The 25,605-nt window shown below is 63.0% G+C and carries 25 protein-coding genes and 2 pseudogenes; 20 read left to right on the top strand and 7 right to left on the bottom strand.

From position 1 onward, the window contains the following. The first annotated feature begins 9 nt into the window (after window positions 1-9). Complete coding sequence (locus OKW28_RS02915; RefSeq protein WP_429443707.1) at window positions 10-1,158, top strand: branched-chain amino acid ABC transporter substrate-binding protein; 1,149 nt, start codon at window positions 10-12, stop codon at window positions 1,156-1,158. Window positions 1,159-1,182: 24 nt separating this feature from the next. On the opposite strand, the gene OKW28_RS02910 is transcribed toward OKW28_RS02915, so the two are convergent. Then, window positions 1,183-1,368: a hypothetical protein gene (locus tag OKW28_RS02910; RefSeq protein ID WP_429443706.1), complete on the bottom strand. Its 186-nt coding sequence runs from the start codon at window positions 1,366-1,368 to the stop codon at window positions 1,183-1,185. Window positions 1,369-1,571: 203 nt separating this feature from the next. On the opposite strand from OKW28_RS02910, the pseudogene OKW28_RS02905 reads away from it, so the two are divergent. Next, window positions 1,572-1,667: pseudogene (locus OKW28_RS02905) on the top strand (hypothetical protein); the annotation flags it as partial. 69 nt (window positions 1,668-1,736) lie between these two features. Further along, window positions 1,737-2,177 (top strand): annotated as a pseudogene (locus OKW28_RS02900) (YadA family autotransporter adhesin); the annotation flags it as partial. Between the two features lie 183 nt (window positions 2,178-2,360). Here OKW28_RS02900 and OKW28_RS02895 read toward each other — a convergent pair. Then, window positions 2,361-3,740 (bottom strand): IS4 family transposase, encoded by a 1,380-nt coding sequence (locus tag OKW28_RS02895; RefSeq protein WP_429443705.1) that lies wholly within the window; start codon window positions 3,738-3,740, stop codon window positions 2,361-2,363. 358 nt (window positions 3,741-4,098) lie between these two features. Between OKW28_RS02895 and OKW28_RS02890 the strand changes: the two genes are divergently transcribed. Together OKW28_RS02890 and OKW28_RS02885 are read left to right on the top strand one after the other, a co-directional pair. Continuing rightward, window positions 4,099-4,884 (top strand): response regulator transcription factor, encoded by a 786-nt coding sequence (locus OKW28_RS02890; protein WP_429443704.1) that lies wholly within the window; start codon window positions 4,099-4,101, stop codon window positions 4,882-4,884. 159 nt (window positions 4,885-5,043) lie between these two features. Further along, window positions 5,044-7,809, top strand: a complete 2,766-nt coding sequence (locus tag OKW28_RS02885; RefSeq protein ID WP_429443703.1) for a LuxR C-terminal-related transcriptional regulator — start codon at window positions 5,044-5,046, stop codon at window positions 7,807-7,809. A 38-nt stretch (window positions 7,810-7,847) separates the two neighbouring features. Here OKW28_RS02885 and OKW28_RS02880 read toward each other — a convergent pair whose 3' ends face one another. Then, window positions 7,848-8,261 (bottom strand): DUF3175 domain-containing protein, encoded by a 414-nt coding sequence (locus OKW28_RS02880; RefSeq protein WP_429443702.1) that lies wholly within the window; start codon window positions 8,259-8,261, stop codon window positions 7,848-7,850. Window positions 8,262-8,323: 62 nt separating this feature from the next. Continuing rightward, the gene (locus OKW28_RS02875) at window positions 8,324-8,830 is read right to left on the bottom strand and encodes a PRC-barrel domain-containing protein (protein WP_429443701.1); all 507 of its coding nucleotides are present in this window, start codon (window positions 8,828-8,830) and stop codon (window positions 8,324-8,326) included. A 300-nt stretch (window positions 8,831-9,130) separates the two neighbouring features. On the opposite strand from OKW28_RS02875, the gene OKW28_RS02870 reads away from it, so the two are divergent. Further along, complete coding sequence (locus OKW28_RS02870) at window positions 9,131-9,442, top strand: hypothetical protein (protein WP_429443700.1); 312 nt, start codon at window positions 9,131-9,133, stop codon at window positions 9,440-9,442. An 87-nt stretch (window positions 9,443-9,529) separates the two neighbouring features. Further along, window positions 9,530-9,826, top strand: a complete 297-nt coding sequence (locus tag OKW28_RS02865) for a hypothetical protein (RefSeq protein WP_429443699.1) — start codon at window positions 9,530-9,532, stop codon at window positions 9,824-9,826. Between the two features lie 27 nt (window positions 9,827-9,853). Here OKW28_RS02865 and OKW28_RS02860 read toward each other — a convergent pair whose 3' ends face one another. Continuing rightward, on the bottom strand, window positions 9,854-11,155 hold the full coding sequence (locus OKW28_RS02860; RefSeq protein ID WP_429443698.1) for a DNA topoisomerase IB: 1,302 nt from the start codon (window positions 11,153-11,155) through the stop codon (window positions 9,854-9,856). Window positions 11,156-11,325: 170 nt separating this feature from the next. Between OKW28_RS02860 and OKW28_RS02855 the strand changes: the two genes are divergently transcribed. The 6 genes from OKW28_RS02855 to OKW28_RS02830 all read left to right on the top strand — a co-directional run bounded on the left by OKW28_RS02855 (window position 11,326) and on the right by OKW28_RS02830 (window position 14,917). After that, window positions 11,326-11,670 carry a chemotaxis protein gene (locus OKW28_RS02855; protein ID WP_429443697.1) on the top strand — a complete coding sequence of 115 codons (345 nt, stop codon included), beginning with the start codon at window positions 11,326-11,328 and terminating at the stop codon, window positions 11,668-11,670. 201 nt (window positions 11,671-11,871) lie between these two features. Continuing rightward, window positions 11,872-12,423, top strand: a complete 552-nt coding sequence (locus OKW28_RS02850) for a type 1 glutamine amidotransferase domain-containing protein (RefSeq protein WP_429443696.1) — start codon at window positions 11,872-11,874, stop codon at window positions 12,421-12,423. Between the two features lie 60 nt (window positions 12,424-12,483). Next, window positions 12,484-13,056, top strand: coding sequence for a DUF4142 domain-containing protein (locus tag OKW28_RS02845; protein ID WP_429443695.1), 573 nt, complete (start codon window positions 12,484-12,486; stop codon window positions 13,054-13,056). Next, a complete protein-coding gene (locus OKW28_RS02840; protein ID WP_429443694.1) occupies window positions 13,053-13,397 on the top strand; it encodes a DUF1488 domain-containing protein in 345 nt (114 codons plus the stop codon). The genes OKW28_RS02845 and OKW28_RS02840 overlap by 4 nt, the downstream gene beginning before the upstream one ends. Before the next feature lie 97 nt (window positions 13,398-13,494). Next, window positions 13,495-14,076, top strand: coding sequence for a hypothetical protein (locus tag OKW28_RS02835; RefSeq protein ID WP_429443693.1), 582 nt, complete (start codon window positions 13,495-13,497; stop codon window positions 14,074-14,076). A gap of 388 nt (window positions 14,077-14,464) precedes the next feature. Further along, a complete protein-coding gene (locus OKW28_RS02830; RefSeq protein ID WP_429443692.1) occupies window positions 14,465-14,917 on the top strand; it encodes a PA2169 family four-helix-bundle protein in 453 nt (150 codons plus the stop codon). 94 nt (window positions 14,918-15,011) lie between these two features. Here OKW28_RS02830 and OKW28_RS02825 read toward each other — a convergent pair whose 3' ends face one another. Beyond that, a complete protein-coding gene (locus tag OKW28_RS02825) occupies window positions 15,012-15,350 on the bottom strand; it encodes a BON domain-containing protein (RefSeq protein WP_429443691.1) in 339 nt (112 codons plus the stop codon). 509 nt (window positions 15,351-15,859) lie between these two features. Here OKW28_RS02825 and OKW28_RS02820 point away from each other — a divergent pair. Together OKW28_RS02820 and OKW28_RS02815 are read left to right on the top strand one after the other, a co-directional pair. Beyond that, window positions 15,860-17,347 carry an RNA polymerase factor sigma-54 gene (locus OKW28_RS02820; protein WP_429443690.1) on the top strand — a complete coding sequence of 496 codons (1,488 nt, stop codon included), beginning with the start codon at window positions 15,860-15,862 and terminating at the stop codon, window positions 17,345-17,347. A 217-nt stretch (window positions 17,348-17,564) separates the two neighbouring features. Next, the gene (locus OKW28_RS02815; protein WP_429443689.1) at window positions 17,565-18,740 is read left to right on the top strand and encodes a pyridoxal phosphate-dependent aminotransferase; all 1,176 of its coding nucleotides are present in this window, start codon (window positions 17,565-17,567) and stop codon (window positions 18,738-18,740) included. An 86-nt stretch (window positions 18,741-18,826) separates the two neighbouring features. Here the strand turns inward: OKW28_RS02815 and OKW28_RS02810 are convergent, their stop codons facing one another. Next, a complete protein-coding gene (locus OKW28_RS02810; protein WP_429443688.1) occupies window positions 18,827-19,816 on the bottom strand; it encodes a ferritin-like domain-containing protein in 990 nt (329 codons plus the stop codon). Window positions 19,817-20,031: 215 nt separating this feature from the next. On the opposite strand from OKW28_RS02810, the gene OKW28_RS02805 reads away from it, so the two are divergent. The 5 genes from OKW28_RS02805 (at window position 20,032) to OKW28_RS02785 (ending at window position 25,547) form a co-directional block, all read left to right on the top strand. Beyond that, complete coding sequence (locus OKW28_RS02805) at window positions 20,032-21,846, top strand: S10 family peptidase (RefSeq protein ID WP_429443687.1); 1,815 nt, start codon at window positions 20,032-20,034, stop codon at window positions 21,844-21,846. A 94-nt stretch (window positions 21,847-21,940) separates the two neighbouring features. Beyond that, complete coding sequence (locus OKW28_RS02800; RefSeq protein WP_429443686.1) at window positions 21,941-22,687, top strand: FadR/GntR family transcriptional regulator; 747 nt, start codon at window positions 21,941-21,943, stop codon at window positions 22,685-22,687. Between the two features lie 145 nt (window positions 22,688-22,832). Further along, window positions 22,833-23,576 carry a (Fe-S)-binding protein gene (locus OKW28_RS02795; RefSeq protein ID WP_429443685.1) on the top strand — a complete coding sequence of 248 codons (744 nt, stop codon included), beginning with the start codon at window positions 22,833-22,835 and terminating at the stop codon, window positions 23,574-23,576. After that, window positions 23,573-24,976 carry a lactate utilization protein B gene (locus tag OKW28_RS02790; RefSeq protein WP_429443684.1) on the top strand — a complete coding sequence of 468 codons (1,404 nt, stop codon included), beginning with the start codon at window positions 23,573-23,575 and terminating at the stop codon, window positions 24,974-24,976. The genes OKW28_RS02795 and OKW28_RS02790 overlap by 4 nt, the downstream gene beginning before the upstream one ends. Further along, window positions 24,963-25,547, top strand: coding sequence for a LutC/YkgG family protein (locus OKW28_RS02785; RefSeq protein ID WP_429443683.1), 585 nt, complete (start codon window positions 24,963-24,965; stop codon window positions 25,545-25,547). Before OKW28_RS02790 ends, OKW28_RS02785 begins: the two co-directional genes overlap by 14 nt. The last annotated feature ends 58 nt before the right edge of the window (window positions 25,548-25,605 follow it).

Here is a 25,605-nt window from a genome sequence, read left to right as displayed (position 1 = left end):
ACGGACATCATGAAACGCAGAAATCTGGTTGTCGCACTCGCCCTTGGGATGTTGTGTGCGCATGCGCCGTCGTACGGCGCCGAGCCGCAAATCGTCAAGATCGGCTTCGTCGGACCGCTGACCGGACCCGTCGCGCGGGTCGGCAAGGATCTGCAGAACGGCGCGCAGCTCGCGGTGGACGAAGCGAACGCGAAGCATCCCATGATCGGCGGCAAACCCGTCAAATACGTGCTCGACGTGCAGGACGATCAGGCCGATCCACGCATCGCGATCCAGGTCGCGCAGAAGCTCGTCGACGACGGCGTGGTCGGCGTGATCGGCCATTACAACTCGGGCTGCAGCATTCCGGCCTCGGCCGTCTATCACACGGCGAACGTCGCGATGATTACGCCGGGCTCGACGAACCCGGCGCTCACCGCGCAGGGTTTCGCGAACGTGTTTCGCACGATGGGGCACGACGGCGTGGGCGGTGTGATCGCGGGCGAGTTCGCGGTGCAGCAGTTGAAGGCGAAGCGCATCGGCATCATCGACGACCGCACCGCGTTCGGCCAGGGCCTCGCCGATGCGTTCGAGAAGGGCGCGAAGCAGGCGAACGGCAATATCGTCGATCGCGAGTTCACCAACGACAAGGCGGTCGATCTGCGCGCGATCCTGACTTCATTGAAGCAGAAAAACGTCGACCTGATTTTCTTCGGCGGGCTCGACGAACAGGGAGCGATGCTGGTCAAGCAGATGCGCTCGCTCGGCATGCCCGCGCAACTGTTTGGCGCGGGCGCGCTGAAGAGCAACGCGTTCCTGCAGATTGCGGGCAACGCGGGCGAAGGTACACGCGATCTCGAGCCCGGTCCGGCGCTCGACAAGCTGCCGTCCGCGCAGGAGTTCGGCAAGCGCTACAAGGCGCGCTTCAATCAGGATGTCGAGCTTTATGCGCCGTTCGCATACGACGCCGCGCTGGCGATGATTCAGGCGATCCAGGACACGGACTCGCTCGATCGCGCCAGGATCGTCGCGGCTTTTCCAAAAGTGAACGTGACTGGCGTGACGGGGAAAATCGCGTTCGATCCGCATGGGGATCTGATCAAGCCGCCTTATACGCTGTTCGAGGTACAGCAGGGGCAGTGGAAGAGTCAGCGGACCGTGGGCGGCAGTGGGGTGTGAGCGTTGTTCAGACTGGGCCGGCTGTCAGCAGCCCGCGTTCACCGGCGAGGCGATCCGCTTCTCGACATCCGACGATTCGATCGCGGCGATCAAGGACGGCCGCGTGCAACCGGGCAAGGTCGTCGTAATGCGCGGCGCGGGCGTGTGCCCGACCGATGCCGTCAATTTTAGGCAATTGACTTCGTTGTCGACTTCGACCTCAACTGACATCAGCAAGCACAAACCGACGTAACGTCCACCACAGCAATTTCGCGTCGTTGTCCACCGGCCTCGCCACGGCGTCGAGCAGTGTGACGGCACTGTCGACAGGCATCGCCAACGGCACCGTCGGCCTCGTGCAGCAGGTCGGCGGCGCGCCGGGCAATGGCACGATAACGGTCGGCGCGAACACGGGCGGCAACGTCGTCGACTTCATGGGCACCGCGGGCGCGAGCCAACTGACCGGCGTCGCCGCGGGCACCGCGCCGACCGATGCGGTCAACGTGAGCCAGTTGCAGGCGGTGGCCGCGATCGCCAACGACGCGGTGCTGTACGACAACGCGTCCCATGCAAGCGTGACGCTCGGCGGTGTCGGCGGCAGCGTCGCGCTGGGGTCGGGCGCGCAGGCGAGCGGCGCGGGTTCGTCGGCGGTCGGCGCGAATGCGGTTGTGGCCGCGCCCAACTCGGTCGCGCTCGGTGCGGGCTCCGTCGCCAGCGACGCGAACTCGGTGTCGATCGGCTCGCTCGGTCACGAACGGACGATCTCGAACGTCGCGCCGGACGTCAGTCCGACCGACGCAGTCAACATGCAGCAGTTGGACTCGGTTCAGCAGGGGGTGAACGCGGTGGCGCGCCAGGCCTATTCAGGCATCGCCGGCGCGACCGCGTTGACGATGATCCCGGACGTCGACCCCGGCAAGACCCTCTCGGTTGGAATCGGCTCGGGCAACTACAAGGGCTACACGGCCGTTGCAATCGGCTTTTCCGCGCGCGTGACCGCCAACCTGAAGGTCAAGGGCGGCGTCGGTACGAGCGCGACGGGGAAACCGGCTGTATGTCCGCGACGATCCCGATCCATTACCGCAGCCGACGCGCGGCCGGATGCTCGCGCGCCAGATCGAATCACTGATAAGGGGGGGTGATCGTGCAATATGACCCCCCCTTCGAAAACACCATCCCCCCCTCGCAAAGGCTCAGGATTACCCACAAGTAATGTGATGGTGCTATTCGTTTTGCCTGAATATTCGGTACATCATCGTGATTTCGTGCAGGACAAGAAATCCACGCCAGATGACGGTAGGACCAGGTGGACGATCATGCTTTCGAGCGAGATATCCGCCGAGTCTGGCGATCCACAAGATGACCTGCGCGAGTGACGGCGGTTTATCAGGTATTTCGGTACTGCCATGCGTACGACAGTAGAGGGCTCGCCACTCGATTGGCTGCAGCAATACTTCGCATGGCAGGTTGCCATCAAGCCTGGCAAGCAACATGGAGTACAGGATCCTCCAGCTTACGACGGCGAACAATGCGGTGGCGCGGACGAATCGATCGAGATTGCCAAATTGGCGGGCTTCAATGCGACAGCCACTTTTAAGCACACGATGCCACGATTCAATCGTCCATCGGCGCGCATACCATGCAAGACGCTCGAGGGCCTCTGCGTGTGTTTGCGTAGGCACCGAAGTCAGTAGAAGCCATTCCAATGGCTCTGCTCCTTCGTCTAAGTTCGTTTCCTGTGCATGAATTGCAAACACTTCAATTTCGGGAAGCTTCTCGCGACGACGATTTTGCGGCGGACGAAGGCGTACGGGCATGCAGCGCACAACCAGCCGTGCGGTGCGTGCCTGGCGGTTTTCGCGTGCAGGCACCTGCAGTTGCGCCTCTCCAAGCACTGGCGAGGCCAGCACGGTTTCCCACAAATATCGATCGGGGTGAGCAACGCGTCGGTTCCACGACGCGCGCACCAACCAGTCGACACCGGCAGGCCGCTGCGCCAGGAACACGTCATAGACATCGCCTTCACGGTCGCTCACGCCGATGACATGCGTGCACGGACAGTGCGTCTTGAGTACGCCCAGTTGCTCGATGCCTTCGAGCCATTTCGCGCTCTCTTTCTGTTGTACGGTTCGTTGCCCACGCAGATGTTTCTTGCCCAACTCCTCGTGCCTGCGTATCCAGGTCTTCATCCCGATCACCCCGAGTGGCAGCCCCTCTGGCGTGAGCGCAAGCAGACTGTGTATCAGGAAACCACGCACATGTGGATCGGAGCCATATCCCAGACCTTCGGTTGCCCGCAGATGAGACAAATTGAACTCGGTGGTGTCCTGAACAGCAAGGACGACTGGCACCTGTTGCATACGACACAGCGTTTGACCGATGTGCCCACCCAGCACGCCATCGACATCCACGTGCGGGTTGTCGAAAAAACGATATGCCGCCTTCAGCTCCGAACCATTGAACGACTGCGGAAAAGAGCAATGTGGGCCCAACGAAAGCTTGCGTGCCAGCGTCACGAGCCGTCTGGTCAGGCGAGCGTCGCCGAGCTCGGCGGCGCCAAACTCTTCATTTGCCCAATCATCAAGGTCAGATGTGTCCGACAATGCCCGACATCACAGATCACGAACCGGATCAAAGTTAACATCGGTCGTCACCGTTTACAAGCCATCGCCCTTCAATCGCACAGTCGCGAGCGACTTATGGGTAATCCTGAGCTCGCAAAGGGGGGGATTTGAAAAGCGACTGGCTCTATCTTTCTTCTCGAAATTCACAAGGCGTACGGGGCCGGCGCCGCTGGCCGCTCACGCCGACCTGGTGCCGTATGCGATTTTTTATGTTGGCTTTTTCGTCCTGTTTGAACTGGTTGCTCGTGTGAGTGAAATTCCAGATGCAAATGTCTTTCGCCGCATTTGTCGAGCGGGCCGGTCTTCAAGTCGCCAGGGCGAAAGAAAAAGGTGATAGATGAATATCCTGTTGGTGGAAGACGATCCCGCGCAAGCTGATTCGGTCGAAAGGGAAATCGGGCAATCCGGGCATCGAATAAACAAGGTCGAGCGGGGCAAGGACGCAATCAGTTTTCTTCAGGCCAACGAGGTCGATCTCGTGGTGCTCGACTGGGAATTGCCGGGCATGAGCGGCTTCGAGGTGCTGTACTGGATACGCCGTCACCTGGGCCGCGAACCCGCGGTGCTGTTCGTGACCAGCCGGCTTCTGGAAGTCGACATCGTGCAGGCGCTGGACGCCGGCGCGGATGACTACGTCGTCAAGCCGTTCCGGACCAAAGAGGTGGGGGCACGGGTAGGCGCGCTGTTGCGTCGCACACGACGCAGCATAAAGGTGGAAAGTGCAATCGCGGTTGGGCCGTATGTATTCGACGTCACGCAGCGCAGTGTTTTTCTGCACGGCGAATCGATCTTGTTGACGGAAAAGGAATTCGACGTGGCGGCCTATTTTTTCGCGAACGTCGGACGGGTCGTTTCCAAGCGGCTTCTGGCGAAGCTTGCGTGGGGCCGCGAGCTGGATAGTACGTCGCGCACGATCGACACGCATATCTACCGGCTGCGACGCAAGCTGGCCCTGCATCCGGACAACGGCGTGCGTTTGACGACCGTCTATACGCACGGCTACCGGCTCGACGAGGTCGATGCTGGCAGCGCGGAAGCGCAAGCGCCGGCGAGCGCCGAGCCGGAAGACGCTGTCGCGGAGAAGGACAGGTCCGAGCAGGACGCGCAAGGCGATCTCCGCTAGCGATCCGACACGAGGCCATGAGCGACCTGAAGCGGATTGCGCTGGTCGCGCCTCGTTGCGCGGCTCCTCATTGAGTCGTCATACGGTTCGGCGTATCTTGAAAGCAAATTCACAACGACCCTCCATGCCTCTCACGGATAGCCGGTGAGAGGACACCTCATGAATACAACCGCTGATAGTTTCGAGCGTGAATGGATCGTGTCGCTGATCCAAACCAAGATGATGCCGCCGCGTCTTCCCGCGGGTTGCGTGCAACGGCCGGTATTGCTCCGGCGACTCGATGAACGACGTCCGCGTCACATTACGCTCGTGACCGCGCCCGCGGGGTTCGGCAAAACGACCTTGCTTGCCGCGTGGAGCGAAGCGCAAACGAGAAAGAAGCGTCCCGTTGCGTGGCTCAGTCTCGATGGAGAAGACGACGATCCGCAGCAACTCGGGGCCTATCTGGTGGCGGCGCTTTGTCGCGCGTCGAAGGAGATCGCGTGGCAGGCACAGCAACTTCTCGATAACGATGCACACACGCCGGTCAGAACGGTCATTTCAGTGCTGCTCAATGGCATCGCCGCATACGGCCGCAGTGTTTTCCTGGTGCTCGACGACGTCGACCGTCTAAGCGCGAAATCCGTTCTCGCGATCGTGTCGCGCCTGCTGCGCTACGCGCCCGACAACCTCCACGTGCTGCTCGGTGCGCGCGGCGAACCGGCGCTGTCGCTGAGCGGGCTGCGCTCGCCCGACAAACTTTCGCGTGTGAATGTCGACGATCTGCGCTTTTCGCTCGACGATGCTCAGGCGTTTTTCGACCACACCGGTAACGCGCTGCTCAACCGCAACAGCGTCGAGTTGTTGAACAGCGCGACCGAAGGCTGGGTGGCCGGTTTGCAACTGGCTTCGCTCGGACTGAACCGGATCGATGACGTGGCCGCACTCGCCAGTCATCTCGCCGGTTCCCGCTTCGGCATCGATCGCTACCTGAACGATACGGTGTTTGCGCATTTGCCGCCGCCCATGCTGACGTTTTTGCTTTACACGTCGATTCTCGAGCGGCTTACGGCGACGCTGTGCGACGATGTCATGGGCGGTGAGGGCGAAAGCGGAGAAAAGCTGGACTGGCTCGAGCGGCATAACGTGTTCATCCGGCCGCTCGATGAGACGCAGAACTGGTATCGCTATCACGCATTGCTGAGCGATGCGCTTCGCCGCCGTCTCATGCGTCAGACGCCACGACAGGTTCCGTTGCTGCATCGCCGGGCCAGCCTGTGGTTCGCGCGGGCTCGCCTGTGGCCCGAAGCCGTGCGACATGCGCTGGCTGCGGGCGACATCGGGCAGGCGGCGCAGTGGGCCGAAAACTGTGCGATGGAGATGCTCCAACGCGGCGACCCGTTCATGCTGCCGGGCTGGATTCGCAAACTGCCGCCGGACGTGATCGCGGGTCGACTGCGCTTGCGTCTGGCGAAAGCCTGGGCTCTCGCGATGTCGCTTGAGACCGCGCGGGCGTCGAAGGAGATCGGCGAGATTGCCGACGAGTTCGAACGAACGGCCCGTGATGATCGGTCGGTAGCCGACGAGGTCGCATGGGCGGAGATCAACGCGATCCGCGCGGTGATCGCTTGCGTGAACGACGACAGCGAACATGCGCTGGAACTCGGGCGTGCCGTTGAGGCATCGACGGCGCCTGCGGAACCGTGGGTACGCCATTACGGGCAAAGCGCGGAGATTTTCGGCTTGATGTATAGAGGGCAGTTCGCCTACATCTCCCGCGTATGGAGAGCGCGGGTCGATCAGGTGGGACTCAGCCGGAAGCCGAACAGCGCGGATATGTTGCGCGACGCGGTGTACGGCATCGCCGCGCTGATACACGGCGAACTTGCCGATGCGAGGCGGGTGATGGAGGTCGCGATGCGGTACTCCGAAGATCAGCTAGGGGAGTGGTCGGCGGCCGCGGCCGCGGTAGCCGGTTGCCTTGCGTCGATTTACTACGAGTGCAACGAGCTGTCCAAGGCGCGGAAGTTGATCGACGCTCGCATGACCATCGCGCTGGAGACCTCGCCGCTCGCCGCGTTGATGCGCTATATGCTTACCGCGTCGCGCCTGCTGTGGCGGGATGGCAAAAAAGGGCCGGCGCTCGCCGTTCTCGAGGACGGTCGACAGCTCGCGATAACCCGTCGATGGTTGCGTCTGAAGCTCGCGTGCGATGCGGAAACCGTCAGACAGCTACTTGCCGACGGTAGGGTGGTCGAGGCGCGACAGGTCACCGACGAACTGAGCGCGAGTGTACCGATGATGTGCGAAGGGCGACGAGGCTCGGCGATGGAAACGTGGGCAAGCTACTGTGTGCTGCAAGCCCGCGTTCTGCTCGCTGAAAATGCCGCCGGCGACGCCGTTGGTTTTCTCTCGCGCTCACTCGACAATCTGGTTGCACTGGGCTGGCGCTATGCCGAGGCCGTCGTTTCGCTGCTGCTTTCTCTCGCGCATGAGCAGAACGGCTCTTCGGAACAGGCGTTCGCCGCGCTGGGAAACGCGCTGCGGATCGGCGGCGCGATGGGGATGATCAATAGCTTCGTGGACGAGGGGCCGCCGATGCGTGCGTTACTGGAACGCTTTCGCCGCACGCCATCGGAAATCGCGACCGGGCACGCTACGTATATCGGCACGGTGCTGTCGGCTTTCGACGAGGCGGATAACGCGCCATCTTCTTCGTCGAGCTATGCCGACACGAAGATAACGCCGGGCACACTGAGCGCGCGAGAACTCGAAATACTGGGCTACGTCGCTCGCGGGCTGTCCAACAAGGAAATCGGACGATCATTGAATCTGGCACCCGAGACGGTCAAATGGCACATGAAGAACGTGTTCGAAAAACTGAACGTCAATTCGCGGTACGAAGCCGTGCAGACTGCCTTCGGCATTCAGCCTGGAGCCGACTGAAGCGCCGTGCCGCGTGATGGCGCCGCCATCCGGTCACCTCACTGCGGCTCGCGTCCAAACGCTTCGCGCAGCTTGCGCTTGGCCCGCTGCAATGTATCGCGCCGCTCCTTCGGCAGGTTTCGGCCCGCTCGATTGATGTAGAAATTGAGCATCGACATCGCCGATTGAAACGGCGTGCCCTTGCGTCGACGGCTCGCCGTCGACGAGTGCTTCAACGATTGCGCGATGGACTCCGCGCTGCCGGTTTTGAAAATATCCTTCTGGATGTCCATCGCGTCGCTCGTTTCCATTACGTGATGCGACCATCTCTTCGCGCCGGATGCGCCGTTCGACTTCGCGGTTTTGGCGAGATGCGCGGCATGCGCCTGCGCGTGGCGCTGACGCGGTGGCCGTCCCGACTTGCCACGAGACACAGGGCGTTTCGATTTGCTGCTGGTCTTTCGGGTCGCCATTGTGTTGTCTCCTGAAGCGGAATGTCGGATTCGCCCCGCGTCGAAAATGGTCGATCTGGCGATCAGAGCTTCACGCCCCCGGCCTCGGGCGCATCCGACGAACCCGCGGGAATGTCATCGACGCCGAGATCGCCGCGCCTCGTATAGACGTCGCCGCCCCAGTACGGTTCGCTGCCGTAGTACTGATGCACGGTGGTGGCCCACGTCTGATCCGCCATCGATGGCCAGTGATCCTTATCAAATCCCGGTGCGTTCTTCACGCGCTCGGCCACCATGTTCAGCACGAAGCATTTTTCCTGCGTATCGAGTGTCAGCGCACTCCACGGAATCGCGAGCAGCTTGTCGCCGATGCCGAGAAAGCCGCCGCTCGACAGCACCGCATACGCGACGCGGCCCGAACGAACGTCGAGCATGATGTCCTTGATCTTGCCGATGTGTTCGCCGTCGCTGCTGATAACCTTGTTGCCGTCGAGCGTAGCCGCGGCCATTACATCCGGACCTGGGCCTTCCGCGGTCGCGGCGCCTTTACCGACGATGTTCGCACCTTGTGTCTGGGTCTGCATCACCATGATGGGCTCCTTTTGAAGGGGTGAATGTACCGAGGCATTTAGCAACGGCCGTTCCATCTAGCCATGCGGCGCCGTTACGCCGTGGCGCGCGGCGCATCCGCGCGATGAGGCAGCGCGCGCGTAAAGTATGCGAGCGCGTTTGCAATTATTTCGTCCGTGCCGACGCAAGCGCTAATCAGCAAAGCGCGATGCGCGCATGCGACGACTGCATCGCGCGGCATAGGCCTTGCTCGCCTTTCAGTGATGGCAGCAGGGAACCGAAGGATCGCACCCGTCCTTTTTACTTCAGGGAGAACCCAGATGATCAAGTATCCGAAGGCATGGTTGTTCGCGGCATGTGTGGTCGCCGCGGGCGCCGTCGCGTCGGGCGCCGCGTTCGCGCAGGCGGGCGGCGGTAACGGCAATAGCGGCGCCGGCGGCGGCAACGCGCATGGCGCGGCGACCGCAGCACCGACGGCGGGCAACGAGCCCGCGTCGAATGTCACGGGCAGCACCATGGGATCGACTTCGTCGATGAAACATCATCACAAGAAGTCGAAGGCAAACAAGCCGATGACCGATACGACGAACACGCCCGGCGCCAATGCCAGCAGCGATACGAAGGGACAGTAATGCTGGATCGATGCGGGCGCGGCCATGCACCTGTGCGTTCATCGTAACGCGCCGGCGCTATCGCGCTCCCCATCGAGGGAGAAAATCGTGACGAAGAAAATTCATTATCAGGCGAACGTCTGCGGCGGGGACTTCGCGCATGTTCGCGAGTGCTTCAGAAACTGGAAAGCCGAGACGCTCGTGTATCGTCGGCAACAGCCGATGTTCGAAGGCAAGCAGGAAGTGCGGCCGTTGACGGAGCGTGTGTTCGACAACGGTGAAGTCGCGCATAGCACGCTCGCGCGCGTATGTTCGCCAAACGATGCCTATGCGCTGGCGGCGGAGATACGCGACGGCGAACGCGACGTTTGGCTCGTGATGGCGGCGTTCGAGGAAGATGATTGAGCCGGGGTCGATTCAGCGCTGAGCCCGTCACTGGGCCGGCGGTTTCGGTTTGGATGCCATTTCCCGCGCAGCGCGCCGCGTACGCACGCGTGCCGTGGCTCGCAAATGTGCCGCGGCGCTTTTCTCTTTCGCGGCGGTGGCTTTCTTGCGCACGACGCGCGACTTTTTTAGCAGACTCGTCAACGAACCGTTGATACTGTCGTCGACCGACGACTCCCGCGTCTTGCGTCCTTTGGCACCGGATGCGCGCGCGAGTTTCGCCGCACGCTTTTCCGCCTGCGCGAGCAGCACCGCAAAGGCCACTTCATCTACCTTGAGTCCGCGGCGCGATTGGTCTGGCGCGAGGCTCTGCAACTCGTCGGCCTCGAACGCGCCGATGATCGCTGGGTGGATATAGCAGCGCCGGCAGACCGCGGGCGTATTGCGTAGCAGCGTCGCCACTTCTTTCACGATCGCGACGATATGACGACGCGCTTCGGCCGCGCTGCTGCACATCAAGCGGCGCAATGCCGCCAGCGCGTACACGCTGCCGGCCCACGTGCGGTAGTCCTTGGCGGTGAAGTCCGCGCCGCTGATACGGCGCAGGTAGTCGTTGATATCCGTCGAGCCGACGCTGTGGCGCGTGCCGTCTTCGTCGAGATACTGAAACAGGTCGTGACCGGGCAGTTCCGCGCAACGTCGCACGATGCGCTTGATGTTCGGATTGTCCACTGTCACGTCGTGCTCGATGCCGCTCTTGCCGCGAAACTGGAAGCGCAATTGACCGGCCCTGATCTTCACGTGCTTCTTGCGCAGCGTCGTCAATCCGTACGACTGGTTATCGCGCGCGTATTCTGCGCTGCCGATGCGGATCAGCGTCGTGTCGAGCAACTGCACGATGGCCGCGACGACCTTGTCGAGCGGCATGCCGGGCAGCTTCAGATCACGCGCCACGCGCGCGCGGATTTTGGGCAATGCGCGGCCGAACTCGGCCATCCGTTCGTACTTGTCGGCGTCGCGCGTTTCGCGCCAGTGGGGGTGATAGCGGTACTGCTTGCGGCCGCGCGCGTCGCGGCCGGTCGCCTGCAGATGACCGCGCGGATCGGGACAGATCCACACGTTTTCGTACGCGGGTGGAATCGCGAGCGAATTGATGCGTTTAATCTCGTCCTCATCGACGATGCGCTTGCCGTTGACGTCGAAATAGATGAAGCCGTTCCGGTCGCGCTTGCGTGTGTAGCCGGGCCTCGTGTCGTCGGCGTGGCGCAGTCCCGGCGGCATCGGTTGGGGTGCGGTGTTGCCGTTCGCGGTGGTCGGGCTGCGTGATGTGGAATGAGTCGCGGTAGCCATTGTTGCAGGTAGAAGTTTCAAGCCCGGTTCGAACCGGTTCGCCGAGTAGATGCGATGTGTGCCGTGTGATCGGCGGGGAGCAAGGGCGATGCCACTGGTAGGTGACAAGCGCACTGAGGCGGAACGGTCCTTGCGGAAAAGTCGACGTGACCAACCGGAAAGGAGCTTTCATGAGCAGCACACTCAACCCCGATGAAGAGCCGCAACAGACCGTCAAGCAAACGTCCGGCACGACGGGCGCGCTGGGCCCCAGCGACTCGTCCGATAGCGGCAGCGACGTGGCGGGCGCGAAGCGTCACGATTTCGACGTCGATACGGAGCTCGACAATCACGCGCTCGAAACCGGCGACGCCGAACTCGGCAGCGATACCGATCGCTCAGGTACGGGCGAGCGCGCGTCGGCCGATGGCGATTCGACGTTGGAGATGGACCGCGATATCGACACCGACCACGTCGTCGATCCGCAAGTGCCGCCGGGCGCGGAGCGCTCCGACGAAGACGAAACCGACGTCTGACCACGACGCTTTTGCACACGCGGCTGCTCGAGCTGAACGGCGCAACCGCAGCGTCGGTGCACCGCCAACGCAATGTCGCCTGCTGAACACTACCTCACGAAGGCACGTTTTTTGCTCAACCACGCTTAGCGAAGGCGCAGACCTATGCACATGCATCACGGGCAAGTGCATGACCGCGGCGCCGCACGAAGGAGAGCACGCATGACTGATGCACTGAATGGGTACAAGGTAGCGGTACTCGCCGTAGATGGTTTCGAGCAGGCAGAACTCGTGGAGCCGAGACGCGCGCTCACCGAGGCGGGCGCGACGGTCCATGTGATCTCGGCGAAGCCGGGCAAGATCCAGGGCTTCAAACACGTCGACAAGGGCGATTCCGTCGACGTCGATACGACCTTCGACAAGGCCAGTCCCGACGACTATGACGCGCTGGTGTTGCCGGGCGGCGTCGTGAACGGCGACGCGCTGCGACTGCTGCCGCAGGCGCAGGCGTTCGTCAAAGCGGTCGACAACGCGAAGAAGCCGATCGCGGTGATCTGTCACGGCACGTGGCTGCCGGTATCGGCGGGGATCATCAAGGGGCGCACGGTGACGAGCTGGCCTAGCCTGCAGGACGATATTCGCAACGCGGGCGGCACGTGGGTCGATCAGGAAGTGGTCGAGGACGGCAATCTCATTTCGAGCCGCAAACCCGACGACCTTCCCGCGTTCAACAAGACGCTGATCGGGCAACTGACGAGGCGCAAGGCGGCTTGATGGCAGGCGGCGCGTTGGCTTCGGAGCCTGCGCATCGGTGATTCGACAGGGAGAAAATGCATGAAATTCCGGTATTCCCTACAAGTGTTGACTGCCGCGCTGGCCGTGTTGGGCGTGAACGCGGCATCGATCGACACGGCCTGCGCGCAGGCGAGCGATGCGCCCGCGAGCGCAGCGCCGACCGGCGGCACGACGCTGTCACCCGCGGATCAGCAGTTCGTGCTCGAAGCGTCGAAGTCGGACGCCACCGAAATCGCCGCTGGCAAGATTGCGCTGAAGAACTCCAACGATCCGCATGTCAGGACGTTCGCTCAACAGATGATCGCCGACCACACGAAGCTGTCGCACGCAATGGCCGGGCTGGTCGCGAAGAAGGGCTTCAAGCCGACGCCGTCCGCGGATTCCGCGCTGGTCGGCAAACTGCAGACGTTGAAGGGCACCGAGTTCGATCAGGCCTATGTCGAGCAGGTCGGCGTGGAAGCGCATCAGCGCGCGGTCGACCTGTTCCAGCAGCAAAGCGCGAGCGGCACCGACTCGCAACTGAAGGCCGCGGCCGCGCAAGCGCTGCCAACCATCAAGCATCACCTCGAGATGGCGCAGCAACTGGCCGGCAAATTGAAGGGCTCGTCATGAACGCGATCCTGCCACGGCCTGCTTATGAGGACTCTCTGATGCAGATCACTTTCCCCGATGACGAAGCGGCCTTCGACGGCGCCAATCTGACCGTGCGCTTTCTTGCGCGCGTCGATGGCGAGCCAGTGGTTTGCGCGATCACTGCCGAGGCTCTGGAAGATCATTTCGGCGCGGAGTCCGCGCTTGAAGCGGCGCTGATGGCCGCTTTCGACAGAGGCCGTCAGCGCATCCGCTCGGTCTGCGCGGAAGCGCTCGACCAGAACAACGGAGAAAGCGTAGTGTTGCATAGCGGACTGTTCAGAGTGGAAGGCATGGAACCGGATCGCGGCGCCGCGGCGTAGCGCCGCTGCGTGTCGCATTGACTGGGCGCGCAGCTTCCGACTCGCGCCACCGGCGACAGGATGGTCCGCGAACGGCAATTAACGATAAGGAGGCCGTATGTCACTCATCGTCGCGGCACGCTTCACGACCTTTCCCGCTGCGGAAAGCGCGGCGCAAAAACTGTTCGATGCGAGTTTCGTGGAAGAGGACGTCACGCTGTTTTTCGTCAATCCGCGCGGCCAGCATGCGCGTTTCCCGATCGGCGGCGACACCGATACCGACCCCGGCGCGCGAGAAGCGCTTAAAGGCGCGGGCATGGGCGTGACGATCGGCGCGGTGATTGGCGCGGTGATTGGCGTGGCGATCTTCGCGATGTTTTCCGCGCCGCTGCTGGTGTCGCTGATCGCGGCCGGCGTCGGCGCGTATGTCGGCTCGCTGGTCGGCGCGATGTCGCGCACCAAGGAGCGCGGCAAATCGGACCATCGCGTGCCGTATCACGAGGAGGCGCGCGATTCGGGCGTGCTCGTCGCCGTGCACGTGTCGCCCGACAATCAGCTGGACGCCGCGCGCGTGCTGCGTGAAGCGGGCGGCGTGTCGATCGAGAAGGCGACCGGCCGCTGGCAGCAGGGACGCTGGGCCGATTTCGATGCGCTGAAGACGCCCGAGCCGATCAAGGAATTCGCGGAGAAGCGCGCGTGATATGAGCGACGCGGCATACCAACAAAAACGGCCCGATGACGATCATCGGGCCGTTTTTTTCCGTTTTCCGTTTTCCGTTTACCGCGCTGTTTCGACGTCGCGCTACACCCGCGGTTGCCGCGCGTCGCGCGGCGGCTGCGATCGTTCGAGCTGCCTTTCGCTATGCATCGGCTCGCACGAGGCCGGCGTGACGCCGTCTTGCGCGCCGCCGCATGTCGACCTCGTTGCACGCGGATGGGCGGCTGTTGCGTCACGCGATGCGGTGCCGGGCACGCGTGATGCGAGCTATTAAATGCAGCCCGCCGCGCGTCGAACCGATTCATCGCGAGGCACATAAAAAGCCCCGCGCGGCGGATTCCGCGGTGAACGAAACTCTTGGAGGTATTGAATGGCTACCAACGTTGTTTCCGTATTGAATGATCTGGTCGAAACGTCGAAGGATGGCGAAAAGGGCTTTATGAAGGCAGCCGAGGATGCGCACGACGACCAGCTGAAGATCCTGTTCCGCTCGAGTGCCGAGGACTGCTCGCGCGGTGCGCGTGAGTTGCAGGATGCCGTTCAGACCCTGGGCGGCAAGCCCGAGACCGGCGGCAGCATGAGCGGTGCGCTGCATCGCGGCTGGGTCGACGTGAAATCGGCGGTAGCGAATCGCAGCGACCATGCGATTCTTGCCGAGTGCGAAAAAGGCGAGGACGTCGCGAAGAAACGCTATCACGACGCGCTGGAAAAGGATTTGCCGGCGGACGTGCGGGCAATCGTCGAGCGGCAATACCAGGGCGTGCTGCAAACGCATGACCGCGTGCGCGATCTGCGCGACCAGTATGCGGCGATGAAGCGTTGATCGACGCGTCAGTGCAATAAGGAAGAGCCGGCTCTGCCAGCCGGCTCTGTTACGTTCTGTTCAGTCGAATCGGTGCGACCCGATCGCGCGGATATCAGTCAGCCGCGACCTTCAGATGGTTCTTCACGCTGGCCACGCCCTTCACGCTTTGCACGACATCTTCGGCGGCGGACTTGTCGTCGGCCGAAGGCACCGAACCCGTGAGCCACACGACGCCCTTGCGGGTCTTCACGTGGATATGCGTCGATTTGACGTTCTTGGCGGCAAGCAGATCAGCCTTGACCTTGGTCGTGATGGTGCCATCGTCGATATGCTGGCCGACGCTTTCCGACGCCGCGGGCGGGGCCGAAGCGCTGGTCTGGGCGTTCGCGTTCAGCGCGAACGCGACGACGGCGATGCTGCCTGCGGTCTTCAGAAGCTGGATCGTCTTCATGGTTCTCTCCATCAGGTGGTAATGAAAATGGCGGTCTTGTTGGCCGGTGGCCGATCGCGGCCGAAGCCGCTGATGAGACACGTGGGGTCGTCGCCGCTACGGTACCGTCAGGGGCCCGTTTCTCGACAGCGGACGCTGTGCTCGCATCCGCGCTCGATCGAGGCGTTTGCGAAGGGCGGCGTCCATCCACACACCGTTGCCCCGCAACCATCGTGCCTGCCGGCTGCGAGCCAATCCATGCTGCTCGCGAAAGCCGCACGCACCGGGGAGTTTCGACTGACGAATACGGTTGCAGTGCGGCCATGCGCGAGGCCGCCGGAGAGGTGAAGAAAGGGACCGGAAATTGCCTGCCGTTTGTAAAAACCGGCGCGCCCGGTCAGGGCAATTCATCCTCCTGAATAAACAAAGCGCAATCAAAACAGCGTCTTGCGCGATCTGGTACGGACGTTGCGTTGGTCAGTGAACTCGGCTCATTGAGTCTGAGGCTACTAACGAACGGGATCACTCCAATGCCTTCAATCGAACTACGTACAAGGCAGTCTCTCGCACTGACGCCTCGTCTTCAGCAGTCGGTGCGGCTCTTGCAATTGTCGGCTCTCGAGTTCCAGCAGGAATTGCGCACGGCGCTCGATACCAATCCGTTCCTCGAATACGACTCATCCGAAGCGGAGGACGTCGCGCTCGCCGGCACGACGCCAGGCGAAGGTGAAGACGCCAGCGCGCCGCCCGCCGTCGATACGCTTGCCGCCGCCGAGCCGGACGGACTGCCGGCGGAAAGCGCCGGTAGCGATACGCTCGAAAGCGCGGGCCAGGACGACATGCCCGCCGATTTTTCCGGCGACTACGGTTCGCGCAACTCGACGCGCCAGAACGGCGACGCGGACGGCAGCGACCCGGCCGATTGGGCTCGCTCGCAACCCACGCTGCGCGAGCAGTTGCATGACGCGTTGCGCCTGTACCGGCTAGACGACCGCGATCGCGCGGTGGCCCGTTTCATCATCGAGGCGCTCGACGACGACGGCTATCTGCGGCAGTCGCTGGCCGACCTGGCCGATAGCGTCGATCTGGAACCCACGCTGACCGAGGAAGAACTGCTGGTGGCGTTGCGCCTCGTGCAGGCGCTCGATCGTCCGGGGCTCGGCGCGCGTTCGCTATCGGAATGCCTCGCGCTGCAGATCAATGCGCTACCCGCCAATACGCCGGGACGTGACGTCGCGCGGCAGATCGCCGAGCATCATCTGGAAAGGCTCGCGCGCCGCGAGCAGGCCGAGTTGCAAAAACAGATCGGCTGCAGCGCGGAGGACTTGCGTGTGGCTTGCGCGTTGGTGCGCAAGCTCGATCCGAAGCCCGGCAATTGCTACGGCCGCACCGAGGATAACTATGTCGTGCCCGACGTGATCGTGCGTCAGGTGCGCAACAAGTGGGCCGTGTCGATCAATCCGGCGGTGCAGCCGCGGGCGCGAATCCATCGCATGTATGCGCAGCTGTTCGCGCAGTCGGCCGGCGCGAGCCGTTCGCCGCTCGCGCAGCAGCTGCAGGAGGCGCGCTGGCTGATCCGCAACGCGCAACAGCGCTTCGATACGATCCAGCGGGTTGCCGAATGCATCGTCGCGCATCAGAAGGCGTTCTTCCTGTACGGCGAGATCGCGCTGAAGCCGATGGTGCTGCGTGACGTGGCTGACGAGCTGGGCCTGCACGAATCCACGATCTCGCGCGCGACGGGCAACAAATATATGGCGACGCCGCGCGGCATCTTCGAGTTCAAGCATTTCTTCCCGCGCGAGCTCGGCACCGAAAGCGGCGGAACCTGCTCGGCCGCCGCGGTGCGCGCGCTGCTCAAGGAGATGATCGCCGCGGAAAACGCGCGCGATCCACTGTCGGACGTGACGCTCGCGAAGATGCTCGCGGATCAGGGCGTGCTGGTCGCGCGACGCACGGTGGCGAAATACCGGCATCTGATGAAGGTGCCGCCGGCTGAACTGCGCCGGCAGCTTTGACGCGCCGAAGTTCTAACGGGGGTTTGAAATAAAACCTGGCGGGGGTTTGAAGCAAAGCAGTCATTCAAACAGCAGTACATTGCGCACAGGGTCATGCGAGGTTATCCGCTCGCATGACCCTTTTTCGTATCTGGACGTTTCGCCGGCGTGCCTTTACATTGGCGGGTCAATTGGAAAGCGATCGGCGGAACGGACCGCACAACAACGGGTGAGCGCAATGAAGTATTCGAATCTGGTCGAGCGACTGCAAGGGCGGCGCACGTCGGCGTGGGAAATTCATCGGGTCGCGCAGCAGGCGGCTGCCAGGGGAGAAGACGTGATCGTGCTGAGCGTCGGCGATCCCGAATTCTCGACGCCCGCGCCGATCGTCGAGCGCGCCATCGATGCGTTGCGGGCCGGCGATACGCACTATACGGCGATGGCCGGTCGCGAGCCGCTGCGCGCCGCGATCGCCGCCGAGCACGCGCGCACGACGGGCTGCGACGTGAGCGCCACCAACGTGGTGCTGACCGCCGGCGCGCAAAACGGCGTGTTCGCGGTGTCGCTGTGCCTGCTCGAAGCGGGCGACGAAGTGATCGTTCCCGAGCCGATGTATCTGACCTACGAGGCCTGCGTGCGCGCGGCGGGTGCGACGCTCGTCGCGGTGCCGGTCGATTCGGCACGCGCGTTTCACGTCGACTGCGACGCGCTCGAAGCGGCGATCACGCCGCGCACGAAGGCGATTTTCTTCGCGACGCCGTGCAACCCGACCGGCGTGGTGATGCAGCGCGCCGATCTCGAACGCATCGCGCGGCTCGCGTGCAAGCACGACCTGTGGGTGCTGTCCGACGAGGTGTATGCGGAACTCACGTTCGAACGCGATCACGTGAGCATTGCGTCGCTGTCCGGCATGGCGGAGCGCACGGTCACGCTCGGCAGCCTGTCGAAGTCGCATGCGATGGCGGGGTGGCGTGTCGGCTGGACAATCGGGCCCGCGACGCTGATCGAGCACATGGCGCGGCTCGCGCTCGCCATGCTGTACGGCCTGCCGGGTTTCATCCAGCAGGCCGCGTTGACGGCTTTGGAGAACAGGGCGGAGATCGTCGCCGATATTCGCGAGATCTACCGGCGGCGGCGCGACGTCGTGTTCGAGCGCTTGCATCGTGTGCCGGGCTTGCGGTGCCTGTTGCCCGAAGCGGGCATGTTCATGATGGTCGACGTCAGCGGGACCGGGCTCGATACGACCGAGTTCACATGGCAGCTGTTTCGCGCACAAGGCGTGGCCGTGCTCGACGCGAGTGCGTTCGGGGAGACGGCGAACGGCTTCGTGAGGTTGGGGCTGGTGGTGGGCGAGGCTCGATTGATCGAGGCGTGCGAGAGGATCGCGCGGTTCGTGGAAGGGGGGCGGGGCTGAGAGGGCGGTGGGTTGCAGATTGCGACGATCCGGTCGGTTTGCATCATGGCCAGCCGAAGGTGGCTGGGCAGTGCGTTCGGCGCGGCTTACTTTTTCCTGCGCACGAATTTCAAGCCGAAGCGCACCAGCCGAGGCATCGTTTCGGGGCGCAACAACCGTGGGTCATACCCCGCGAATCGACGTTCGTTTTCCTGAAGACACAGTTGCATCAATTCGGGCACGCTGATATCGATATCCGTTACCGACTGCGCGCCGTTTACCGTGAAGTTGTTATCGTGCTCGTGGACGTTGCCCTCAGCATCCATCGCACGTGCGAGCCCAATGCGCTCCCACACCAGAAACGCCCACACACCCGCCACCTTGAGCTCGAAGCGGATGCGCTGCCACCATGGAAGCTGCGCGCGATGCCACGCGACCCAGTTCGCGAACAGCAGAATATGGCGGCACTCTTCCTGCATCACCGGCTCGAATGTCTCGGTCAGTGCCGGCGGGAACAGGCCCGAGCGCCGCGCCACCTCGAACAGGCCGAACGCGAAGAAGCTGTCGATACATTCGCTATAGCCGGTCACGAGGTAAGCCCGTTCCGTGTCTTTCGGATAGACGTACGACGGCTCGGTCGCGAGCGCGATGCCATACGCATGCACCATGCGCGACAGCACTTCCTTATGGCGGTTCTCTTCCCACGCGTTCAGCGCAAGTGCGTCGCGCAGGTCCGGGGTGTCGAGCGTGGCCGCGTAGGCGGCCATGCGCAGGCGCGCCCTGCCTTCGGTTTGCACGGCGATGTCCCAGATCGGCAAATCGACGATGCGCTTGAGCGTCGCGGCTTCGAGGTGCGGCCACGCGAGCACGGCCGGCCGATACGGATTGAAGGTCTCGCGAAACATGCGGCACATTTCCTGCCGGTGCACGTCGGAGCCGGGCGGCAGCGGGCCGCTGACGGTGCTAGTCCAGTGCCGCATCGCGTGGTCGGCGGCGTCGAGGGTCGAGGGGTCGGGCTGCTCGTGCGGCAGTTGCGGCGCGCGAAAGCCGGGGATCAGCGCGGCAGCGTCGAATGCATCCAGTACCAGTTGGTCCATTGGGTATTCTCGACAAGGCGACGAAGGCGCTGTCGATTCTGCCATGACTGCGCAGGTCTGCGCCACGTCGAGCAAAAAGCGCTTTGTAATGTTCGGCGTGCTGTGACGCCGACGGTTGACGCCGCGCAAACTTGCGTCAAGAATCGAGCGCCGGGTGTGCTCCCGAACCCGGCTAGCCCGATTCCAGCGCGTTTCGACTCGTCGCGGAAAACTTCATGATCCATCGCTTCTCTTCTTCATTGCGCCGCTTGCTGACAGCCGGATTACCGGCCGCCGCGCTGACGGTGACGCTTTCTGTCGCTGGTGTGGTGCAGTTCGGCGAACGGTGCATGGCAGCCGAACAGGCCGATGCGTCGAGCACCTCGGAAAGCACGGCAACGGGGGAAAGCACGGACGCCGCCGCATTCGCGCCGATCGCACCACGCCAGGGGCCGGAGGCGAACGCGTCGCCGGTCGGCGAATCGAGCGAGCCGCACGCGATGACGGCTCGCCCGAACGGCGAGCCGCGCAAGCGGACGGCGGCGCGTGGCGACACGCAGGCTGCATCGAATGCACCGGACTCGGCCGACGCGACGGCAACGCCTCGCAACGACAGGGCTTCGACGCCCGCGATTCCCGTGCCGCCCGAAACCACCAGCGTCACCACGCATTCGCTTCGTCTGAACGGTCGCAAGCTGGACTACACGGCGAACGCGGGCAATCTGTTGCTGCACGACAAGACCGGCGCGCCCAACGCGAGCGTGTTCTATGTCGCGTACACGGTGCCGAGCAGGACGCCTGCGACGCGTCCGATCACCTTTCTGTTCAACGGCGGCCCAGGCGCCGGCAGCGTATTCCTGATGATGGGCTCCGTCGGCCCAAAACGCGTGCGCACCGCGAGCCCCGCGAGCACGCCGCCCGCGCCGTACACGCTCGACGACAACCCCGACAGCCTGCTCGACACCAGCGACCTCGTGTTCATCGACGCGGTCGGCGCGGGCCTGTCGAGACCGGTCGGGCATGGCTCGGGCAAGGACTTCTGGGGCGTCGATCAGGACGTCCGTGCGTTTGCGCAATTCATCGACCGTTATCTGACGGTGAATCAGCGCTGGAATTCGCCGAAGTACCTGCTCGGCGAATCGTATGGCACCGCGCGCGCCGCGATGCTCGCTTATCAGTTGGGGCAGAACAATATTGCGCTGAACGGCGTGATCCTGCTGTCGTCGGTGCTCAATTCCGCGGCGTTTGCGCCTGGCAACGATTTCAAGAGCGAGAGTTATCTGCCGAGTTTCGCGGCGATCGCGTGGTATCACGACAAGGTCATGCCGAAGCCCGCGAGCCTGCCGGCCTTTCTCGACGAAGCACGCGCGTTCGCCCGCGGACCCTATGCGCAGGCGCTCGAACAGGGCGATGCGCTGCCCGACGATCAGCGCGACGCGATCGCCGCGCGCATCGCGTACTTCACCGGATTGGACGTGGGTTTCGTGAAGCGTAACCGTCTGCGTCTTTATCCGTCGCGTTTTCGAAACGAGTTGCTGCGCAACGAGTCGCGCAGCGTGGGTCGCTACGATGCGCGTTTCGAAGGCCTGAACTACGACGATGCATCGGAGGATCCGGACTTCGATGCGTCGGTGAGCAGCGTGTCGAATGCGTTCAATGCGGCGCTTCATCAGCATCTGTCGGACGACCTGCACTACACGCCAACCGACCGTTACCTGGTGTTCAGCGACGACGCGTTGAAGCAATGGGACTGGAAACATCGCGAATGGTGGGGCGAACGGCTGGAGCTGCCCTACGCGGGCGGCGACCTGGCGGAAGCGATGCGGCAGAATCCGCAGTTGCGGGTGTTATCGCTGAACGGCTACTTCGATCTCGCCACGCCGTTCTATGCGACCGAATATGCGCTCGCGCATCTCGGCCTCGATCGGTCGCGGCGCGAGAACGTGCGCATCGCCTACTATCCGACCGGCCATATGGTGTATCTCGACGATGCCGCGCTGCACGCGATGAAGCGTGACCTGGTGAGCTTTTATACGGAGCAGCCGCGTTGAGACCGGCGAATCGTCGCATGGTGTCGAACGGTATAATTCTCCGCACCATGGAGTAGCCGCGCGCTCTGTCAACCGGCTTCATCGTTCGCCGCATATGCCATTCACCCCGATTCCGTCCTTCGCACGCAAGCGCATTTCCGACGTGGTGTCCGACCAGATCAAGCAACTGATCTCGGAGGGCACGCTGATGCCCGGCGACCGTCTGCCGGCCGAGCGCGATCTCGCGGCGCAGCTCGGCGTGTCGCGACCATCGCTGCGCGAAGCGCTGATCCGGCTGGAGGCGGTCGGTTACATCGAAACGTCGGGGCGCGGCGGTTTCACGGTGGTCGACGTGACCGCGCCCATCATCTCGAAGCCGCTTGCCGAACTGTTGCTGCAGAATCCGCGCACCAGTGCCGACATTCTGGAGTTGCGCCAGGGGCTCGAAGCGATTTCGACGGTCTATGCCGCACAGCGCGCAACCGCCACCGATCTGAAGAAAATCCGCGCGGCGTTCGAGGCGTTGAAGGCCGCGTCGCTGTCGCGCGATCGCGCGAATCTCGCCGAACTCGATGCCGCGTTTCATCTCGCGATCGCCGACTCCACGCACAATGTCGCGCTGGCGCATGTGATGCACGGCATTCATACGCTGATTCGCGAGGGCATGCGCCAGTATCATCGGTTGATCGATTACGACGATGCGATGGAAAAGCAGTTGATGAGCCAGCACCAGGCGATTTACGACGCGGTCGTCGCACGCGATGCGCCCAAGGCACGCAAGGCCGCCGAGCGGCATCTGGCGTTCGTGCGAGAGATTTACAAGGACGATGCGACGAAGCCGTTGGCCGCGGTGATTTCCTGATTCCCTGATTTCAAGGCCCGCGCCGTCCGAATTGACACCGCCAACGGACTTTTTTATAGTCTTGGTCAGACCAACATGACCAAGACGGCCAGACAGGCCACACCGGTCAACAGACATCGTTCCCGCCGCTTTTCCTGAAGAGCCTATGAAAGTCGCGCTGTTTATCCCGTGCTTTATCGACGCGTTCTATCCCGAGGTCGGTATCGCGACGCTCGAACTGCTCGAACGTTTCGGCATCGAGGTCGACTATCCGCAGCAGCAGACCTGCTGCGGCCAGCCGATGGCCAATAGCGGCGCGCATGCGGACGCCGCCGCCACGGAGCGACTATTCGCGCGCAACTTCGCGGGTTACGACTACATCGTCGGGCCGTCCGCGAGTTGCATTCACCACGTGCGCGAACATCTGACCGCGCTCGAGCAGACCGACGAAGTGAAGAAAGTACGCGCAGGCGCTTACGAATTGGTCGAGTTTCTGCACGACGTGATCGGCGCGCGCGAATTTCCGTGGGCCGAGTTTCCGCATCGCGTCGGTCTACACACCAGTTGCAGCGCGCTGCGTCATCTGAAGCAGGCGTCGGCGTCGGAAATCGCCGGCACGCCGTTTTCGAAGCCGCGCGCGTTGCTCGAAGGCGTGAAGGGCATCGAGTTCGTCAAGCCGGCGAGGCCCGACGAATGTTGCGGTTTTGGCGGCACGTTCTCGGTCACCGAAGAGGCGGTGTCGGTGCGCATGGGGCAGGACAAGGTGCGCGACCATCTGAATGCGGGCGCCGAGTACATCGTTTCGGGCGACATGTCGTGCCTGATGCACCAGCAGGGTTGCGCGGAACGCATGAAAGCCGACACGCGCTTCATTCATATCGCGCAGGTTCTCAATGGAGCACGCGCATGAGCGGCGACCATCACCGCATCGATCACGCCAAAGCCGCGGGTTCTTTCATCAGCAAGACCGAGCATGTCGCGTTTCACGACAAGCGTCTGTGGGACCTGCGCGAGAAGCGCGACGCGCAGGCGCACGGCATTGCCGAATGGGAAACGTTGCGCTCGCTGGCGTCGGGCATCAAGGAACACACGCTGTCGCATCTGGCCGACTACCTGGAGCAGTTCGCGGCGGCGGCCGAGGCCAATGGCGTGGTCGTGCATTGGGCAGCGAGCGCGGAAGAGCACAACGCGATCGTCCACAAGCTGATGTCCGGGCGCGGCATGACGACGCTCGTGAAGAGCAAGTCGATGCTGACCGACGAATGCCGGATGCGCGAGTATCTCGAACCGCGCGGCATTACCGTGATGGAAACGGACCTCGGCGAGCGCATCCAGCAGCTCGATCACCAGGACCCGAGTCATATGGTCGTGCCAGCCGTGCACAAGCTGCGCGCGGACGTGGCCGAGCTGTTCGGCCGGACCATCGGCACCGATCCGAGCAATAGTGATATCCACTATCTGGCCGAAAGCCAGCGCATGAATACGCGGCCGTATTTCGTGCGCGAGAAAACGGCTGGCATGACCGGCTGCAATTTCGCGGTGGCGGAAACGGGCACGGTCGTCGTCTGCACGAACGAAGGCAATGCCGATCTTTCGGCGAACGTGCCGCCGCTGCATATCGCATCGATCGGAATCGAGAAGCTGATACCGAAGGTGTCGGATCTCGGCGTGTTCGTGCGCATGCTGTCGCGCAGCGCATTGGGTTCGCCGATCACGCAGTACACGTCGCATTTTCGTGCGCCGCGGCCAGGCACCGAGATGCATTTCATCCTCGTCGATCATGGCCGCTCCGAACGGCTCGCGATGGAGGACTTCTGGTACTCGCTCAAATGCATACGCTGCGGCGCGTGCATGAATACGTGTCCGGTCTATCGACGCAGCGGCGGCCTGTCGTATGGCGGCACCTATTCGGGGCCGATCGGCGCGATCATCAATCCGACGTTCGATCTGAAACGCTATAGCGCGTTGCCGTTCGCATCGACACTCAATGGCAGTTGCACGAATGTGTGTCCGGTGAAGATCAACATTCACGAGCAGATCTATAAGTGGCGCGCGGTGATCGCCGAGCAGCACGAAGTGCCGTTCGTGAAGCAGGAGGTCCTGAAGATGGCGGGGCGTCTGCTATCGAGTCCGACCTTGTATCGCGCGACGGTGTCGTCGATGGGCAGCGCGTTGCGGCGGCTGCCGAATTTCGTGCTGTACAACCCTCTGAATATCTGGGGCCGGCAGCGCGAATTGCCCGAGGCGCCGAAGATGACTTTTCATGCATGGTACAAAAAGAATCGCGGAGGCGGCGATGACAACGCGTGAGGCTTTTCTCGCCAAGGTGCGCGCCGCGCAACCGGCCGCGCGGCCGCGTCCCGACGTGCCGCTGTTCGATGCGGTTGGCGGCGATCTGCGGGCGCGCTTCACGGCGGCGTTGCAAACGATGGGCGGCACTTGCGTCGAAGCGGCCAGCGCGAGCGACGTCAGCGATCTGATTCGCGAGCGTTTTGGCGCGACGGCATCGATCGCATCGGCGTGCGCCGAAGTGCCGGGCACGCGCGTGATCGGCGCGGATACGGACCCCGCATCGCTGCAGGACGTCGACGTCGGTTTGGTCCGTGCGCGCTTTGGCGTCGCCGAAACCGGCTCGGTGTGGTTTAGCGAGCGCGAATATGTGGTCAATGCATTGGGCTACATCGTCCAGCATCTGGTCGTGCTGCTCGATCCGGCGCAATTGCTCGATGGACTGCAAGACGTCTATCGTCGCGACGATTTCCGCAGGGCGCGCTACGCGGCGCTCGTTACGGGCCCTTCGGCCACCGCCGATATCGAGGGCGTACTGATTCGCGGCGCGCAGGGCGTGCGCTCGCTGACGGTCGTGTGGCTCGCGGGCTGATGCGCGGCGGTCGCAGCGCCGGACTTTGCTATCATCACTGTATAAACATACAGGTCCC

It is taken from the genome of Paraburkholderia sp. 40 (assembly GCF_050434105.1).
Classification (GTDB): Bacteria; Pseudomonadota; Gammaproteobacteria; order Burkholderiales; family Burkholderiaceae; genus Paraburkholderia; species Paraburkholderia tuberum.
This window is presented reverse-complemented; position numbering and strand designations above follow the sequence as displayed.

Excerpts from the sequence above, each read along its gene's own strand:
- OKW28_RS02915 (WP_429443707.1), top strand. The coding sequence starts at position 10 with ATGAAACGCAGAAATCTGGTTGTCGCACTCGCCCTTGGGATGTTGTGT.
- OKW28_RS02910 (WP_429443706.1), bottom strand. The coding sequence starts at position 1,368 with ATGTCAGTTGAGGTCGAAGTCGACAACGAAGTCAATTGCCTAAAATTG.
- OKW28_RS02890 (WP_429443704.1), top strand. The coding sequence starts at position 4,099 with ATGAATATCCTGTTGGTGGAAGACGATCCCGCGCAAGCTGATTCGGTC.
- OKW28_RS02885 (WP_429443703.1), top strand. The coding sequence starts at position 5,044 with ATGAATACAACCGCTGATAGTTTCGAGCGTGAATGGATCGTGTCGCTG.
- OKW28_RS02880 (WP_429443702.1), bottom strand. The coding sequence starts at position 8,261 with ATGGCGACCCGAAAGACCAGCAGCAAATCGAAACGCCCTGTGTCTCGT.
- OKW28_RS02875 (WP_429443701.1), bottom strand. The coding sequence starts at position 8,830 with ATGGTGATGCAGACCCAGACACAAGGTGCGAACATCGTCGGTAAAGGC.
- OKW28_RS02870 (WP_429443700.1), top strand. The coding sequence starts at position 9,131 with ATGATCAAGTATCCGAAGGCATGGTTGTTCGCGGCATGTGTGGTCGCC.
- OKW28_RS02860 (WP_429443698.1), bottom strand. The coding sequence starts at position 11,155 with ATGGCTACCGCGACTCATTCCACATCACGCAGCCCGACCACCGCGAAC.
- OKW28_RS02855 (WP_429443697.1), top strand. The coding sequence starts at position 11,326 with ATGAGCAGCACACTCAACCCCGATGAAGAGCCGCAACAGACCGTCAAG.
- OKW28_RS02850 (WP_429443696.1), top strand. The coding sequence starts at position 11,872 with ATGACTGATGCACTGAATGGGTACAAGGTAGCGGTACTCGCCGTAGAT.
- OKW28_RS02845 (WP_429443695.1), top strand. The coding sequence starts at position 12,484 with ATGAAATTCCGGTATTCCCTACAAGTGTTGACTGCCGCGCTGGCCGTG.
- OKW28_RS02840 (WP_429443694.1), top strand. The coding sequence starts at position 13,053 with ATGAACGCGATCCTGCCACGGCCTGCTTATGAGGACTCTCTGATGCAG.
- OKW28_RS02835 (WP_429443693.1), top strand. The coding sequence starts at position 13,495 with ATGTCACTCATCGTCGCGGCACGCTTCACGACCTTTCCCGCTGCGGAA.
- OKW28_RS02830 (WP_429443692.1), top strand. The coding sequence starts at position 14,465 with ATGGCTACCAACGTTGTTTCCGTATTGAATGATCTGGTCGAAACGTCG.
- OKW28_RS02825 (WP_429443691.1), bottom strand. The coding sequence starts at position 15,350 with ATGAAGACGATCCAGCTTCTGAAGACCGCAGGCAGCATCGCCGTCGTC.
- OKW28_RS02820 (WP_429443690.1), top strand. The coding sequence starts at position 15,860 with ATGCCTTCAATCGAACTACGTACAAGGCAGTCTCTCGCACTGACGCCT.
- OKW28_RS02815 (WP_429443689.1), top strand. The coding sequence starts at position 17,565 with ATGAAGTATTCGAATCTGGTCGAGCGACTGCAAGGGCGGCGCACGTCG.
- OKW28_RS02810 (WP_429443688.1), bottom strand. The coding sequence starts at position 19,816 with ATGGACCAACTGGTACTGGATGCATTCGACGCTGCCGCGCTGATCCCC.
- OKW28_RS02805 (WP_429443687.1), top strand. The coding sequence starts at position 20,032 with ATGATCCATCGCTTCTCTTCTTCATTGCGCCGCTTGCTGACAGCCGGA.
- OKW28_RS02800 (WP_429443686.1), top strand. The coding sequence starts at position 21,941 with ATGCCATTCACCCCGATTCCGTCCTTCGCACGCAAGCGCATTTCCGAC.
- OKW28_RS02795 (WP_429443685.1), top strand. The coding sequence starts at position 22,833 with ATGAAAGTCGCGCTGTTTATCCCGTGCTTTATCGACGCGTTCTATCCC.
- OKW28_RS02790 (WP_429443684.1), top strand. The coding sequence starts at position 23,573 with ATGAGCGGCGACCATCACCGCATCGATCACGCCAAAGCCGCGGGTTCT.
- OKW28_RS02785 (WP_429443683.1), top strand. The coding sequence starts at position 24,963 with ATGACAACGCGTGAGGCTTTTCTCGCCAAGGTGCGCGCCGCGCAACCG.